Origin of the sequence: Corallococcus sp. AB018 (assembly GCF_003986945.1) — a bacterium.
GTDB lineage: Bacteria > Myxococcota > Myxococcia > Myxococcales > Myxococcaceae > Corallococcus > Corallococcus exiguus.
The window spans coordinates 1-13,711 of the sequence record NZ_RAWR01000257.1; the positions used below are offsets into that span (position 1 = coordinate 1).

The following is a 13,711-nucleotide window of genomic DNA, read 5'->3' on the forward strand; positions in this document are numbered from 1 at the left end:
GTGCTGCCTCCAGGAGGCGGCTGGACGGTCCCGGTCCGGGCTGCTCGCACGGCCGTTTGGGGGGCCGGTGAGGGGGCGACCGCGAGGAATAGCCCGACAGGTGGACTCCTCGCGTCAATCAGGAAGTGAGATACAGTCCGCCCCGCCCCGACCGCGTTCTCCGACGCGGGCTCCCCCAGGTGTGCCTTTGTCCCGTACGAACCCGCGCCTCGATCCCGTGCCCGAATCACCTGATGCATCCGATGCGGCGCCCGGCACCCCGCCTCCTCCACCGGAGTACACCGGCACCCATTCCCGGGAGCTCACCGGGCTGCGTGGGGAGAACACGGCCACCCGGCTGACGGGCTCGGTGGGGCTGCCGGCGACGGAGCCCACGAGCACGGTCATCGCGCCCATGGAGGCCGGAGAGCTGCCCAACGTGGCGGCCATCCGCGGGCTCCGGTTGGATCAGCTGCTGCTGCTCACCACGGGCGCGCTGGTCATCGTGATCGTGGGCCTGCTGGCCGCGCTGTCCGCGAAGACGACGGAGGCGCAGCTCACCGCGACGTCGGACCGCTTCACGCAGCGGCTCCAGTCCCAGGCGCGCGAACTGGGCCAGACGGTGAGCCACACGCTGGCGCTCACCTCCGCCACCAGCCTGCGCGACAACAACTACGCGTTCCTCACGGAAGTGGCGCGCTCCATCATCGCGGACAACCGAAACATCCTGCGCGTGCAGATGTTCGACGCGGACGGGCAGCTCGTCGCGGACAGCGACCCGTCCGCCAAGCTGGGCGAGTCCTCCGGAGGCCGCACCGCGGAGCGCCGCTGGGCCAGCGCCTTCTTCCAGGGCCAGCCCGTCTTCGAGTTCCAGGAGCCGCTCGACTACGGCTCGCAGGCCGGCAAGGGCGTGGTCGTCATCAGCTACTCGCTGGAGGACCTGCAGAAGCAGCTGCATGAGTTGGAGGAGACCAACCGCGCCGCGGTGCGCGCCAACACGCTGCGCATTGTCGGGCTGGGCGTGGGCTTCGTCGTCCTGGCCGGCGTGCTGGCCGCCTTCCAGAGCCGCCGCATCACCAAGCCGCTGGGCGTGCTCACCCACCGCGTGATGCAGCTGGCCGCCGGTGACCTGGGCGCTCGCGCGGGCACGGCGCCGGGCGCGGGCCGCGAGGTGACGACGCTGGGCGTGGTGTTCAACCACATGGCGGAGCGCATCAAGGTCCTGCTGGAGGACGTGCGCGCCAAGGCGCAGCTGGAGCGCGAGGTGTCGCTCGCGCGCACGGTGCAGGAGACGCTCCTGCCGGGCCGCGAGGCCGTGACGGTGGGGCCGCTGCGGCTGGCCGGGCTGGTGGTGCCCGCGGACGCGTGCGGCGGCGACTGGTGGTTCCGCGCCGCGCTGGACGACCGGCGCGTGGTGATTGGCATCGGAGACGTGACGGGCCACGGTCTGTCCACGTCGCTGGTCGCCACCAGCGCCACCAGCGGCTTCGCCTCCGCCATGACGCTGCGCGAGCCGTCGCAGGTGCATGCGCAGATGCTGATCACCGCGCTCAACGTGACGCTGGCCAACGTGGGCCGCGGCGAGCACCAGATGTCCAGCGCGCTCGCGGTCATCGACGTGTACAGCGGCCAGATTGACTACGCGGCGGGCGCCCACCCGGCGGCGGCCGTCTACAACCGGAACACGCGGCAGATTTCGTCGCTGCCGGCGCGCGGTCCGCTGCTGGGCGCGAACGTGGCGTCGCAGTTCACGTCGCGCCAGGCGCAGCTGAGCCCCGGTGACATCGTCGTCTGGTACACGGACGGCCTCACCGAGGCGCGCGACGGTGCCAACCGGCTCTACGGCACGCAGCGGCTGGCCGCCGCGCTCCAGACCCACGCCCACCTCCCCGCCGACGCCCTTCGCGACGCGCTCCTCGCGGACGTGCGCGCGTACAGCGCCGGCCAGCCCCAGCGCGACGACATCACCGTCATCGTCGCCGAATTCAGCCCCGCCCCCTCGCCTTGACGAATCGCATGCGCCCATTCCTTCGTTCCCCGCGCCGCGTCTCCACCGCGCTCGCCCTGCTGGCCACCCTGGCCGGTCCGCCGGCGGCGCTCGCCCAGTTCCGCCCGCCGCCCGCCACCGAGGCGCAGCGCATGACGGAGCAGGGCGAGCAGGCCCTCGTGTCCGCCAACGCCGCCGCCTCCAAGGGTGACAAGAAGGAGGCGGAGGAGAAGTTCAAGAAGGCGCTCCAGCTCTTCGAGCAGGCGCTCACGCAGGAGCCTCAGTCCGTGTTCGCCGCCGCGGGCCTGGGCAGCGCCGCCAACGCGCTCCAGGACTTCCAGCGCACGGTGACGCGCCTTGCGCCGGTGTTCGCGCAGAACCCGCAGGAGCTGTCGCTCGCGTACCCGCTGGGCACCGCGTACTTCAAGCTGCGCCGCTTCCAGGAGGCGGTGCCGGTGCTGGAGCAGGTGGCCGCCGCGGATCAGCCGGACCACCTCATCGTCCACTACTACCTGGCCAGCTACTACCTGTACGTCCAGGACGGGAACCGCGCCGTGATGCGGCTGCAGCGCTACCTGACGCTGCGCCCGGAGAAGCTCGCGGGCAACGACTTCCAGATCCACGAACTGCTGGGCAAGGCGCACCTCCTCCGCCGGGACGCTGTCGCCGCGCGCGCCTCGTTCGAGAAGGCGCAGGCCGGGCGGGCCGAGTCCGCGACGGCGCAGATCGGCCTCGCGGCCGTGCTGGAGATGGAAGGCCACGTGCCGGAGTCCCGCGCGCTCCTGGAGCGGCTGGTGACGAAGTTCCCGCAGGTGGCGGAGCCGAAGGAGCGCCTCGCGCGCCTGTACCTGGCCGCGGGCGACGTGCCGCGCGCGGACCTGCAGGCCACCGCCCTGATGAAGCTGGGCTCCACGCCCGCCGCGCACCTCTTGATGGGTGACGTGCGGCTCGCGCAGAAGCAGCCCGCGCAGGCGGAAGCGGAGTTCCGCAAGGTGCTGGAGCTGCAGCCGGGCCTGCTCCTGGGACAGATTGCCGTGGGCAAGGCGCTCCAGGCGCAGGCGCGCCACGAGGAGGCCATCCAGTTCCTGGAGTCCGCCGTGAAGTCGGGCGGCGGCAGCTTGGAGCTGTGGGCGACGCTGGGCTCCGTCAACCGCCGCGCCGGCCGCTACCAGCGCGCGGTGGAGGTGCACCGGCGCGTGGTGGAGATGGCCCCGCGCCAGGCGCTGGGCCACGTGCTGCTGGGCGCGGATCACTTCGCCACCGGCCAGTGGGACCAGGCCATCGAGGACTACGGCAGCGCGCTCCAGGTGGAACCCAACCACCCCGGCGCGAAGCAGTGGCTGGCCCGGGCCCTGGCCCACCGCGCGAGAGATCGCGCCGGCACCCAGCGCCTGGAAGACGCCGTGCGCGACCTGCGCCGCGCGTATGACCTGGACCGCTCCGTGCCCATGGCCCGCCGGCTGGGTGCCGCGCTCCTGGACAGCCACCAGTTCGCGGAGGCCCGCAAGGTGATGGAGGGCGCGGTGACGCTGCCGGGCGCGACCTGGCGCGAGCACCTGTTGCTCGGTTACGCCCGGCTGGGCGGTGGCGATGCGCAGGCCGCGCTCGCCGCGTTCACCCAGTCTGGTGAGGCCACGCAGGAGCCGGATCAGCGCGCGGAAGCGTCCGCGGGCGCCGCGCTCGCGGAAGTGGAGCTGGGCCAGGTGGACGCCGCCGTGCAGCGGCTGACGGACGCGGGGCCCTCCAAGACGGCCGCGAAGGTGGCGGAGGCGAACCTGCCTCGCGTGCTGGTGCGCCGGGCCCTGGCGAAGCTGGAGACGGGCGACGCCGCCGCGGCGAACCGGGACCTGGACGCGGTGGACCGCCTGGGCACCGGCAAGCGCGCGGACGTGGCGAAGCTGGCCGCCTTCGCCCGGGCGCTCACGCGCGCGGAAGAAGGGAAGTTCGCGGAGGCCACCGCGGGCCTCAAGCGCTCCCTCACGCCCGCGCCGGAATGGTCGTGGCCCAACACGCGCGCGCTCGCGGACGCGTGGGTGCTCTACCGTCAGGGCAAGGTCGCGCCCTCGCGCAAGCTGCTCACCGCCGCGCAGAAGAAGCCCATGCCCGGGCAGCCGAAGTGGATGGGCAACCTCACCGGCGCGCTGCTGCGGCGTGAGGCGGCGCTCGCGTACGCCTCTGGCAACATGAAGGCGTCGGAGAAGGCGCTGAAGGCCGCGCTCGCCGCGACGCCCGACGACGCGCTGGTGCAGCACAACCTGGCGTGCGTGGGGTGGCGCCAGGGCGACAGCGCTTCGGCGCTCGCGACGTGGAAGCGCCTGGAGACCGCCGTACCTGTCGCCTCGCTCAACCTGGGCATCGACGCGCAGGAGCGACGGCATGAACCCGCCGAGGCCGTGGACGCCTGGCGCCGCTACCTGGCCGCTGGCGCGGGCCCCCGCGCTGCCCAGGTGCGGGAATGGAAGGACCGCCTGCAGGGCCTCTATGGACTGGGTGACGCGCAGGGCGTCACGCCGGCCACCGGGGTCGCGGAGGAGACGCCGTGAAGACGCCAGCCCTTGTCGCGCGGGGGAGCCTCCTGCTCGCCGCCGTGCTGTTCGCCGTTTCCGTTGCCAGCCCCGCGTCCGCCGCGCCGAAAAAGGCCACGCTGGGCGTGTTCCTCGCCACGACGCTGTCGGACGGTCAGGAGCGCTTCCAGTACGCGGAGGCGCTCGCCCAGAAGCTGGAGGCCAGCCTGGGCCGCCCCGTTGGCGCCAAGAGCTTTGGCCGCTACGAGGACTTCTCCAAGGCGGTGGGGGAGGGGCAGATCGACTTCGCCGTGGTGGACGGCTGGGCCGCGGTGCAGCTGGGCTCCAAGGCGGATCCGGTGGCATACGCGCCGCGCGCCGGTGAGACGCAGCAGCGCTGGGCCATCATCTCCCTCCAGAAGGGCACCGTGAAGGACCTCGCCGGCAAGCGCATGGCGCTGGTCAAGGGCGCGGGCTCCGCGGATCCGAAGTTCGTCTCCCACGTCGTGCTGGGCGGCGACCTGGATGCCCAGAAGCACTTCAAGCTGGTGCCGGTGCCCAACGTGGAGTCGGCGGTGAAGATGCTGGAGGCCAAGGGCGCGGAGGCCGCGCTCGTGCCGGTGGCGCACGTGCCCAAGGACATGCGGGTGCTCTTCAAGAGCAGCCGGGTGCCGGGCGCCGTGCTGGTGGACCTGAAGGGCGGGGGAGACGCGTTGTCCCAGTCCCTGTCCTCCGTGGGTGCGGTCGCCCCGTTCGACGCCTTCGCCCGCATCCAGGGCCGCGAGTTCGAGGACTTCCGCAAGCTCGTCACCCAGGGCCCCCCGCGCCGTCAGCCCGTCCTCGCGGACTCTCCCGACCTGCGGGTGGAGACGCCCGTGCTCGTCCAATCCGAGTCGCTGGGTCCCGCCCTCCCGCCGTTCGTGGACGACCTGGCCGTCTCCGCCGAACAGCCGGATGACTGATTGCGCCGTGAGCTGATCCGCGCACGGGGTTTCCACCGCCGTGCGCGTGTTTCACCGCGATCGACAGCCATGACTTGGCCTAAGGCGAGTTATTGCGGTAGTTTGAGAAGTCGAGCGGAACGCCACCGTTCAGGGGTGGAAACTCATCCCTGAGAACAATTGCCAGCCGCACCGGCTCTGGTTCCTGGCGCTAGAACCGCGGATACCCCCTGCTTCCCCTCGTGGAATTGAGAACGATGGACTCGACTGAGTACGGTGGATCGCGCACCAACGCGGTGAAGGGGTTTGCCGGTCGGATGGGCGCGCGCGCGTGCCTGACCCTGGTGGTTTGCGCCCTGTCCCTCTTCGCGGTGGAGACGGCCCAGGCCCAGGAGGCCCAGGAGCCCGCCCCCAAGACGCGGACCAAGGCCCCCCGCAAGCGCGCGGCGACCCCGCCGGGCGCCAAGGCCGCCACGCCGGGTGCCAAGGCCGCCACGCCCGGCGCGAAGCCTCCGCGCACGGCGAAGACGCGCCGGGGCGCGAAGGCGCAGCCCCCGCCGACGGACGTGGAGCCCATTCCCGGGGACGAGCCCGCCGCGCAGCCTCCGGCGCTCGCCACCGAGCCGCCGCCCGCGCCGCTCGCCCCCGTGGCCGGCCCTGGCCCGTCCGTTTCGGATCCGCTGCCCGTGGCCTCGCCGTCGCCGTATGACGGGCCGCTGACTTCGGACATCCCGTCCAACCCGCCGCCCGCGCCCACGCTGGGTGCCGGCGCGGTGCTCCCGTCGTCACAGCCGCGCACGGCGGACAACGTCCCGGACCGCGCGCCCTTCACGGAGCCCACCTCCGACCGCGCGCTGCCGCCGCCCTCCAGCCTCTCCGGCCTGGACGGCCCGGACCTGGGCGGTGGCGACGACCTGGAGCAGAACATCAACAGGGCGCTGAGCGAGGCCGTCGTCACCACGGCGTCCAAGCGCAGCCAGCGCATCTCCGACGTGCCCCTCACGGTGTCGTGGATCCCCGCGGAGGAACTGGAGGGCACCGGCCAGTTCTCGCTCTGCGAGGCCATCCAGTACTTCCCCGGCATGGAGTGCCGCCGGGGCTCCATGCGCAAGGCGGCGGTGAGCGCGCGCGGCCTGGGCTCCAACTACCTGTCCAACCGCCTCCTGCTCCTCAAGGACGGCCGTCCGCTGACGGACCCCTGGACGGGCCAGTTCTACGCGGATGAGACGACGCCGCTCACCAACCTGAAGCAGGTGGAAGTCATCCGCGGCCCGGGCTCGTCGCTCTACGGCTCCAACGCCTTCAGCGGCGTCATCAACATCATCGAGCGCCAGCCCGCGGACCTCATCGCCAAGGGCCAGAACGTGGGCGCCGACGCGCGCATCCTCGCGGGCCAGGACAAGACCTGGCGCCTGCAGACCAACGTCGCCGGCCGCGGCGGCCCGGTGGAGGCGCTGCTCGGCTACTACGGCTTCGGCTCGGACGGCCCGCAGCTCTTCAACAACCCGCAGCTGAACCAGACGGACACCAACGAGGACTCGCTGGTCCACCAGGTGAACGGCAAGGTCCGCGTGGGTCCTCTCGCGCTGGACGCGGACTTCACGGACGGCAACATCGGCCGGCCCGGTGGTCAGAACATCTCCACCGTGGGCAACTGCGGCCGCTGCCACTACACCGCGCAGGACAACGAGCACGTCCAGAACCTGAACACCGCCCTGCAGCTGGATCAGCAGGTGACGGACAACGTGCGCGTGTTCGCCCAGGCCTACGCCTTCTTCAAGCGCCGCAACGTGACGCTGGAGAATGAAATCACCGGCGCCCTGGAGGACACGCTGGGCAAGCGCAGCCGCCTGGGCGGTGAGGCGCGCGCGCTGTTCTCCCTGGACAAGCTCTCCGTCACCGTCGGCGGCGACGTGAAGGCCGACCAGGTGAACAACCAGAACATCCTGCCCGGCCTGACCCTGGACGACACGAAGCAGACCATCCTGGGCGGCTTCGTGGACGCGGAGTACCGCATCACGGACCGGCTGGTAGTGGGCGCGGGCGCTCGCTACGACAACTACCAGATCCCCTCCAAGGTCTGGGAGGCGAAGACGGATCAGGTGTCCCCGCGCGCCAGCGTCGTGTTCCACGCCATCCCGGAGCTGCTCACGCTGCGCACCAACTACGGCCGCGCCTTCCGCGCGCCCACGCTGGCGGAGCTGGCCATCAACCAGCAGATGTACGCCGCGACGCTCCTGGGCAACCCGTCCCTGCGCGCGGAGACGCTGGACACGGTGGAGGCGGCGGTGGACTTCTGGCCGCTGGACCGCAGGGTGCGCCTGACGGGCACGGGCTTCTACAACCGCGCCCGCAACTTCATCAATCAGGAGCTCCTCTTCGGCTCCACGTCCCAGTTCAAGAACCTGGGTGACGCGCGCGTGGCGGGCTTCGAGGCGGAAGCGGCGGCGCAGGTGCCGTCCCTCAACTCGTCCTTCGACGTGGCCTACCAGTTCCTGGACGCCCAGGCGCTGCCGGTGGGCGGCGGATCCAGCTACCCGCTGGACTACGCGCCCAGCCACCGCGTCTACCTGCGCGGCCGCACCAACATCGGCAAGTTCGCCTTCGTGGAGCTCTACGGCCTGTTCGTGGGCGCCCGGTATGATCCGGGCTTCGTGGTGGACGAGAACGCCGGCACCACCACCCGCGTGAAGCTGCCCAGCTACATCACCGCGACCGCGCGCGTGGGCTTCAACGTCCACGAGCGCGTGGCGGTGTCACTGTTGGGCACGAACCTCTTCAACGCGAAGTACGAGGAGTCCCACGGCTTCCCCGCACCGCCGCTGGGCGTCTTCACAGAAGTTCGACTCCATTATTAGGGCGCTGTTTGGATACCGTCGCCGCCGTGAAGGATGCTCCCCTGAAGTTGACGCCGGACACGACGCTCACGCCGGAGGCGCTGGAGAAGGCCTCCGGAGTGCTGGCCCGGGACGGCCTGTTGTTGGGGCGCGGTGACGACGCGGCGCCGCAGCTGGTGCTGTTCGACGGGCGGTTCACTCCCGCCCACGCCGCGCTCCTGGAACGCCGTCCCCCGGCGCTGCTGCTGGCCACCCGTGAGGGCGGCCAGCCGTCCGCCTGGGAGGCGCGGCTGTTGAGCGCGCTGTTGCGCGGCGAGCCCATGATCCCCAAGGAGGCAGCCACGTCCGTGGCGTGGCTGGGCAGCGTGGCGGAGGTGACGGCCGTGGGCGAGCGCGCGGCCGAGGCCGTCCTCCAGGCTGGCGGCTCCAAGGGCGCGGCCAGCCGGGTGGCGGATGTCGTCCATGAGATTGGCGTGAACGCGCTGCTCGACGCGCCAGTGGACGGAAGCGGCGAGCCGAAGTACGCCCACCGGCGCGGCCAGGTGCAGGCGGTGGCGGATGAAGACCGCTGCCTGGTGTCGTGGGCGGTAGCGGACGGCAGGGCGTGGCTGGAGGCGACGGACCGCTTCGGCCGCCTGTCGGTGTCACCGTTGGTGCGGGTGGTGAAGGCCTGGGGTGAGAAGGCGCAGGTGGATGCTTCGGGTGGTGGCGCGGGCCTGGGTCTGCGGCGCATCCTGGAGCACAGCGACGCAGTGGCGGTGAGGGTGACTCCGGGAAAGCGCACACAGTTCGCCTGTGGAGTGGACCTGGGCGACGGTCGCCGCCGGGCCGCGCAGCCCAAGTCGCTGCTGTTCAGTCTGGAACGAGGGTAGGCGGGTGGAGAGCCAAACTTCCAATGCCAGCATCACCTCCCTGCGCGTGGGCAGTCTGACCCACGTGCGCGTGGCCGGGGTGATCGACGAAACCTTCCCCCTCACGCCAGCCTCCAAGGGCATCCAGGGCCTGGTGGTGGTGGACCTGGGCCTGGTGGAGCGGATCAGCTCCTTCGGTGTGCGCCGGTGGATTGAGTTCGCCGGCCACCCGCCGCAGGGCGTGTCGGGGCTGTACGTCGTCAACGCGCCGCCGGTGGTGGTGGATCAGCTCAACATGGTGGAGGGCTTCGCGGGCGTCGCGCGCGTGCTCTCGCTGTTGGCGCCGTACACGTGCCGCTTCTGCAAGGAGGACCGGCTGCGGCTGGTCCGCCTGGTGGAGGAGGCGAAGGTGCTGGAGCAGGGAGGGGCCCCGCCGCACCAGTGCCCGGTGTGCTCCCAGCCGCTGGAGTTCGCGGACGAGCCCACGGAGTTCTTCGACTTCGCGCGCCGCCAGCAGTTCTCCGCGGTGGATCCCGCGGTGCTGCGCTACCTGCGCTCCGGCATCCCATCGGAGCCGTCCGAGCTCTCGTCGCACCTGAAGATCGTCCAGGACGACATCACCTTCATCACCCTGGCCAGTACGCTCAAGGGCGACCTCAACGTGCGCCGGCTGGCGTCCGGCCTGGAGGGGCGCGTCGCGTTCGACTGCTGCCACGTGAGCGTGGTGGAGCAGGAAGCGCTGCCGCGCATCGAACAGGTGCTGGAGGTGGCCGCGCAGGGCGCCCAGGTGGTGCTCTGCCGCGTGCCGCCGCCGCTGCTGGCCGTGCTGGCGAAGTCCACCAAGACGCTGCCCGCGAAGCTGGCCACGCTGTGGCTGCCGTGTGACTGCCGCAACTGCGGCCAGGTCACCCACCAGCGCATCCAGACCTCCGAGTACCTGGAGGTGCTGCGCGCCAAGGGCACCATGGAGCGCGTGTGCCCCGTCTGCGGCGGCAGCTCCCGGGCTCCGGCGCTCGCGCAGTTCCAGGGGCTGCTCGCGCGCACGCCGCTCACCGACAAGCCGCTGGAGGACATCGAGGCGCTGGAGCAGCGCGCGCTCAGTCAGTACCTCTTCGGCTCCACCAACACGGACCCCGGCGCCCGGGGCTCGTCAGCCACGGACACGCACACCAGCGGCGCGCGGCTGCAGATCATCCGCCGGCTGGGGCAGGGCGGCATGGCGGAAGTGTTTCTCGCCAAGCAGCAGGGCGTGAAGGGCTTCGAGAAGTTCGTGGTGATGAAGAAGATTCTCGCGCAGTTCGCTGAGAATCCTGAGTTCGTCGACATGCTCTTCGCGGAGGCCCGCGCCAACGCGCGCCTCACGCACCCCAACGTCGTGCAGACCTTCGACGTGGGCGTGACGGACGGCGTGGCGTACATCCTGATGGAGTACGTGCGCGGCCCGGACCTGAAGCGCCTGCTCACGGAGCTGCGCCGCAAGGGCATGGCGCTGCCGCTGGAGCACGCGCTGCGCATCGTGGCGGAGGTCGCCGCGGGCCTGCACTACGCGCACAGCTACGTGGACCCTTCCGGCACGGCGCACCCGGTGGTGCACCGCGACGTCAGCCCCCACAACGTGCTGGTGTCGCTGGACGGCGCCATCAAGCTGTCGGACTTCGGCATCGCCAAGGTGCAGGGCGAGGAGCACACGCAGGCGGGCGTCATCAAGGGGAAGATTTCGTACCTCTCCCCGGAGGCCGCCAGCGGCCGCCCGCTGGACTGGCGCAACGACGTGTTCGCGCTGGGCGTGGTGCTCTTCGAACTGCTCACCGGCCAGCTGCCGTTCCGCCGGGACCATGACGCGGCCACGCTCGCGGCCATCGTGCGCGAGCCCGCGCCGGTGCCCTCGCAGCTGCGGCCCCACATCCCGCAGGACGTGTCGGACCTCATCCTGCGCGCGCTGGTGAAGGACCCGGCGCGGCGCACGCCCTCCGCGGCGGCGATGCGCGAGGAGATTGAAGCCGTCATCGCGCACCACCGGCTGTCCTCGTCGCCCGCGTCGGTGGCGCAGTTCTTCAAGGAGACGCTGGGCGACCGGCTCTCCGAGTACGCGCCGTCGTCCATCGCCGGCCCGGGGACGGGCTCCAACCCCCGGGCGCTGATGCCGGGCACGGGCTCGCACTCGCGCAACGTGGGCACGGGCTCGGGCAGCGACATGCGGGCCCCGTCGGACCTGTCCCGTCCGCCCGTGCGCGGTGGTTCCGGCAGCATGCCCCGGATGGAGCCGCCCCCGGTGGCTTCCCCGACGGAGCCCGCCGAGCGGGGCACCGAGGTCGTCTCCGTCAACGGGCCGCCCATGGCCTCCGCGCCTCCGGTGGCACCGCCCGTGGCCGCCGCGCCCCGTCCGTCGCGCCCGGCCGCGCCTCCGCCCACGTCGCCGATGCCGCCGCCCACCGCGGTGCGCCCCGCGGCGTCCGCCAACGTGCCCACGCGCGTGGGGCCTCCGCCGCAGGCGCCCGCGCGTCCGTCGGTGGCGGTGCCCTCCGTCGCCCCGCTGACCGCGGCTCCGCAGCCGCACCCCGTGGCAGCGCCCCCGTCGCATGGGGGCACCCACGCGCAATACGGGGCCGCCCACGCGCAGCAGGGAAGCGCCCCGCCGCCGCCGCTGGGGCACCATGCGCCGCCGCCGACCGGCTCCCACGCGGCCTATGGGGGACACCACCCCTCGCCCGTGGCCGCGCCGCCGCCGCACGTGGCTGCCCCGCATGCTCCGCCGGTGTCCGCCCCCGTGGCCCCGCCCGCGCGGCCTCCGGCGGCTCCCGTGGCCGCGCCGCCGGCCCCCGTCCACGCGGTCTCCCCCACGGCTCCGGCGCCCGGCGCCGAAGCGACGGGGAAGGGGATGACGCCCGGTCAGCGCAAGGGGCTCATCGTGGGCGGTGTGGGCCTGGTGCTCGCGGGGCTCGCGCTGGTGTTCCTGCTGCCCAAGGGCGGCGTGGAGGTGCGCAACGCCCAGGAGGGTGAGCGCGTCTACGTGTCCGGCGTCCTGCTGGATGCGAGCCAGGGCCTGCCCGAAGGCACCGCCGGCTGGCTCATCTCCACGGCCGTGGACGGCAAGCTGCACCGCTTCGGCAAGGTGCCGAGGTCGGAGCACATCGACCTGCGCACGCTCGCGGACGCCCCGCCCCAGGCGGAGGCCCGGGGCATGCTCAGCATCACCGGTGCCCAGGGCTGCCGCGTGGCGCTGGGCTCGCAGGTGCTGGAGGGCCAGACGCCCCTGTCCAACCAGATGCCCGCGGGGCGCGAGTTCGAGGTGCGCGTCACCTGCGGCGGCAAGCCCGACGTCGTCCGCTGGGTGATGGCCGTTCCGGGGCAGGGCGTCGTGCTGGACGTGCCCTGAGCCGGACGGAATGTCCCGTGCCGGAGGACACCGCTGACAAAGCGGCCCTCCGGTCGGTGAGGCCGTGCGGGGCCTACAGCTTCTTCAGCAGGAAGGCCCGGTACGTGCCGTAGCCCGGCAGGTCCTCGCCGAGCGAGCCGTCCACCTTCGCGCGCAGGGTGAGCGTGCCGTCTGTCAGGTCCAGCGTGAAGCCCGGCGCGTCCGTGTGGACGATGTGCAACGTCTGGATGCCTTCCCGGACGGCCTGCTTTCCGATGGCGTCGCTACAGACGGACTTCATGTCGTCGATGAGCCGGTCGAAGACGCCGTTGGAGAGCATCTGGATGGCGGCCACGGTGGTGAAGCTCGCCTCGTCCAGCGTCACCTGGATGTCCGCGCCCGCCGCGGCCCCCTTCAGCTCCGCCACCTTCGAGGCGAAGGTGTCGTTCTTGAACGCGGCCATCTCCGACCGTTCGGCGAGACCCATGGTGTTCGTGCTCCGTGCTGTGTCCGGGCGGGAATGCCTGAAAGAAGGCGGAAACCTCGTGGACAGGCCGCCCGTGTGTCAACGCCCTCAGTCGTGGGTGCCCACGTGCAGGTCGCCGTGGCGCGTGCAGACCCAGTGGAAGGCGCAGGAGCAGGCCACCGCGCGGGCATGCGTGCAGCACCGGCCCCCGAAGTCCTCCGGGAGGACTTCGCGCTCGGGAGGTGGCGGGTCGGGCAGCTCCTTGGGGGCGCCCCGCCCGGAGTCCGCGGGTGCGCTGCCGCAGCAGCCGCGCACGAGGCACTCGGGACACAGGGACAATTCGCAGTGCGCGCACCAGTCGAACACCTCTCCGGCGGTGCCACGGCGCTCACAACCTCCACAGGCGTCGAACATGGGCAGCCTCCTTGCTCACCTGCGAGGAAGGTAGAGGAGGGGTCCGACATCACGGGGCGTGCGGGAACGTCTGGCGCTCCGGGAGGAGGGAAGCGACGGCTGGCCGACGCTCGCGCCACGCACCTTCCACGGGTGGACGGGAATCAGGACGCACGCCGGTCCGTGAGCCCTTGCGGCGTTGGCCGGGGATTCGCATGGAACAGGGGCTCACGTAGTTCCAGTTTTTCGGGGAGGACGCAGTCATGCGCAGACACCGCCGCATCATCGGAGTGTTCGGCTCCGGGGCGCACTCCCACGACGAGTGGGTCGTCCCCCTGGCGCGGTGGATTGCGGAGGCCGGGTTCGACCTGCTCACCGGCGCGGGTGGCGGCGTCATG

The 13,711-nt window shown here is 72.0% G+C and carries 8 protein-coding genes; 6 read left to right on the forward strand and 2 right to left on the reverse strand.

The window, feature by feature from the left end; translation table 11 throughout:
* Positions 1-187: 187 nt before the first annotated feature.
* From D7Y11_RS37045 to D7Y11_RS37070, 6 genes are all read left to right on the forward strand, one after another.
* Positions 188-1,987: a PP2C family protein-serine/threonine phosphatase gene (locus D7Y11_RS37045; RefSeq protein WP_120580781.1), complete on the forward strand. Its 1,800-nt coding sequence runs from the start codon at positions 188-190 to the stop codon at positions 1,985-1,987.
* Between the two features lie 8 nt (positions 1,988-1,995).
* A complete protein-coding gene (locus D7Y11_RS37050; RefSeq protein WP_126936033.1) occupies positions 1,996-4,509 on the forward strand; it encodes a tetratricopeptide repeat protein in 2,514 nt (837 codons plus the stop codon).
* Positions 4,506-5,432, forward strand: coding sequence for a PhnD/SsuA/transferrin family substrate-binding protein (locus D7Y11_RS37055; RefSeq protein WP_233607508.1), 927 nt, complete (start codon positions 4,506-4,508; stop codon positions 5,430-5,432). Before D7Y11_RS37050 ends, D7Y11_RS37055 begins: the two co-directional genes overlap by 4 nt.
* 236 nt (positions 5,433-5,668) lie before the next feature.
* Positions 5,669-8,269 carry a TonB-dependent receptor gene (locus D7Y11_RS37060; protein WP_126936034.1) on the forward strand — a complete coding sequence of 867 codons (2,601 nt, stop codon included), beginning with the start codon at positions 5,669-5,671 and terminating at the stop codon, positions 8,267-8,269.
* 26 nt (positions 8,270-8,295) lie between these two features.
* Positions 8,296-9,120, forward strand: a complete 825-nt coding sequence (locus D7Y11_RS37065; protein WP_233607509.1) for a hypothetical protein — start codon at positions 8,296-8,298, stop codon at positions 9,118-9,120.
* 4 nt (positions 9,121-9,124) lie between these two features.
* On the forward strand, positions 9,125-12,475 hold the full coding sequence (locus D7Y11_RS37070; RefSeq protein ID WP_126936036.1) for a serine/threonine-protein kinase: 3,351 nt from the start codon (positions 9,125-9,127) through the stop codon (positions 12,473-12,475).
* Between the two features lie 73 nt (positions 12,476-12,548).
* Here the strand turns inward: D7Y11_RS37070 and D7Y11_RS37075 are convergent, their stop codons facing one another.
* Together D7Y11_RS37075 and D7Y11_RS37080 are read right to left on the reverse strand one after the other, a co-directional pair.
* Complete coding sequence (locus D7Y11_RS37075; protein WP_126936037.1) at positions 12,549-12,941, reverse strand: hypothetical protein; 393 nt, start codon at positions 12,939-12,941, stop codon at positions 12,549-12,551.
* Between the two features lie 87 nt (positions 12,942-13,028).
* On the reverse strand, positions 13,029-13,334 hold the full coding sequence (locus D7Y11_RS37080; protein WP_120581708.1) for a hypothetical protein: 306 nt from the start codon (positions 13,332-13,334) through the stop codon (positions 13,029-13,031).
* Between the last annotated feature and the right edge of the window lie 377 nt (positions 13,335-13,711).

Bases quoted from the DNA above. Each gene is read 5' to 3' on its own strand.
- D7Y11_RS37075 (WP_126936037.1), bottom strand. From the start codon at position 12,941: ATGGGTCTCGCCGAACGGTCGGAGATGGCCGCGTTCAAGAACGACACC.
- D7Y11_RS37060 (WP_126936034.1), top strand. From the start codon at position 5,669: ATGGACTCGACTGAGTACGGTGGATCGCGCACCAACGCGGTGAAGGGG.
- D7Y11_RS37080 (WP_120581708.1), bottom strand. From the start codon at position 13,334: ATGTTCGACGCCTGTGGAGGTTGTGAGCGCCGTGGCACCGCCGGAGAG.
- D7Y11_RS37050 (WP_126936033.1), top strand. From the start codon at position 1,996: ATGCGCCCATTCCTTCGTTCCCCGCGCCGCGTCTCCACCGCGCTCGCC.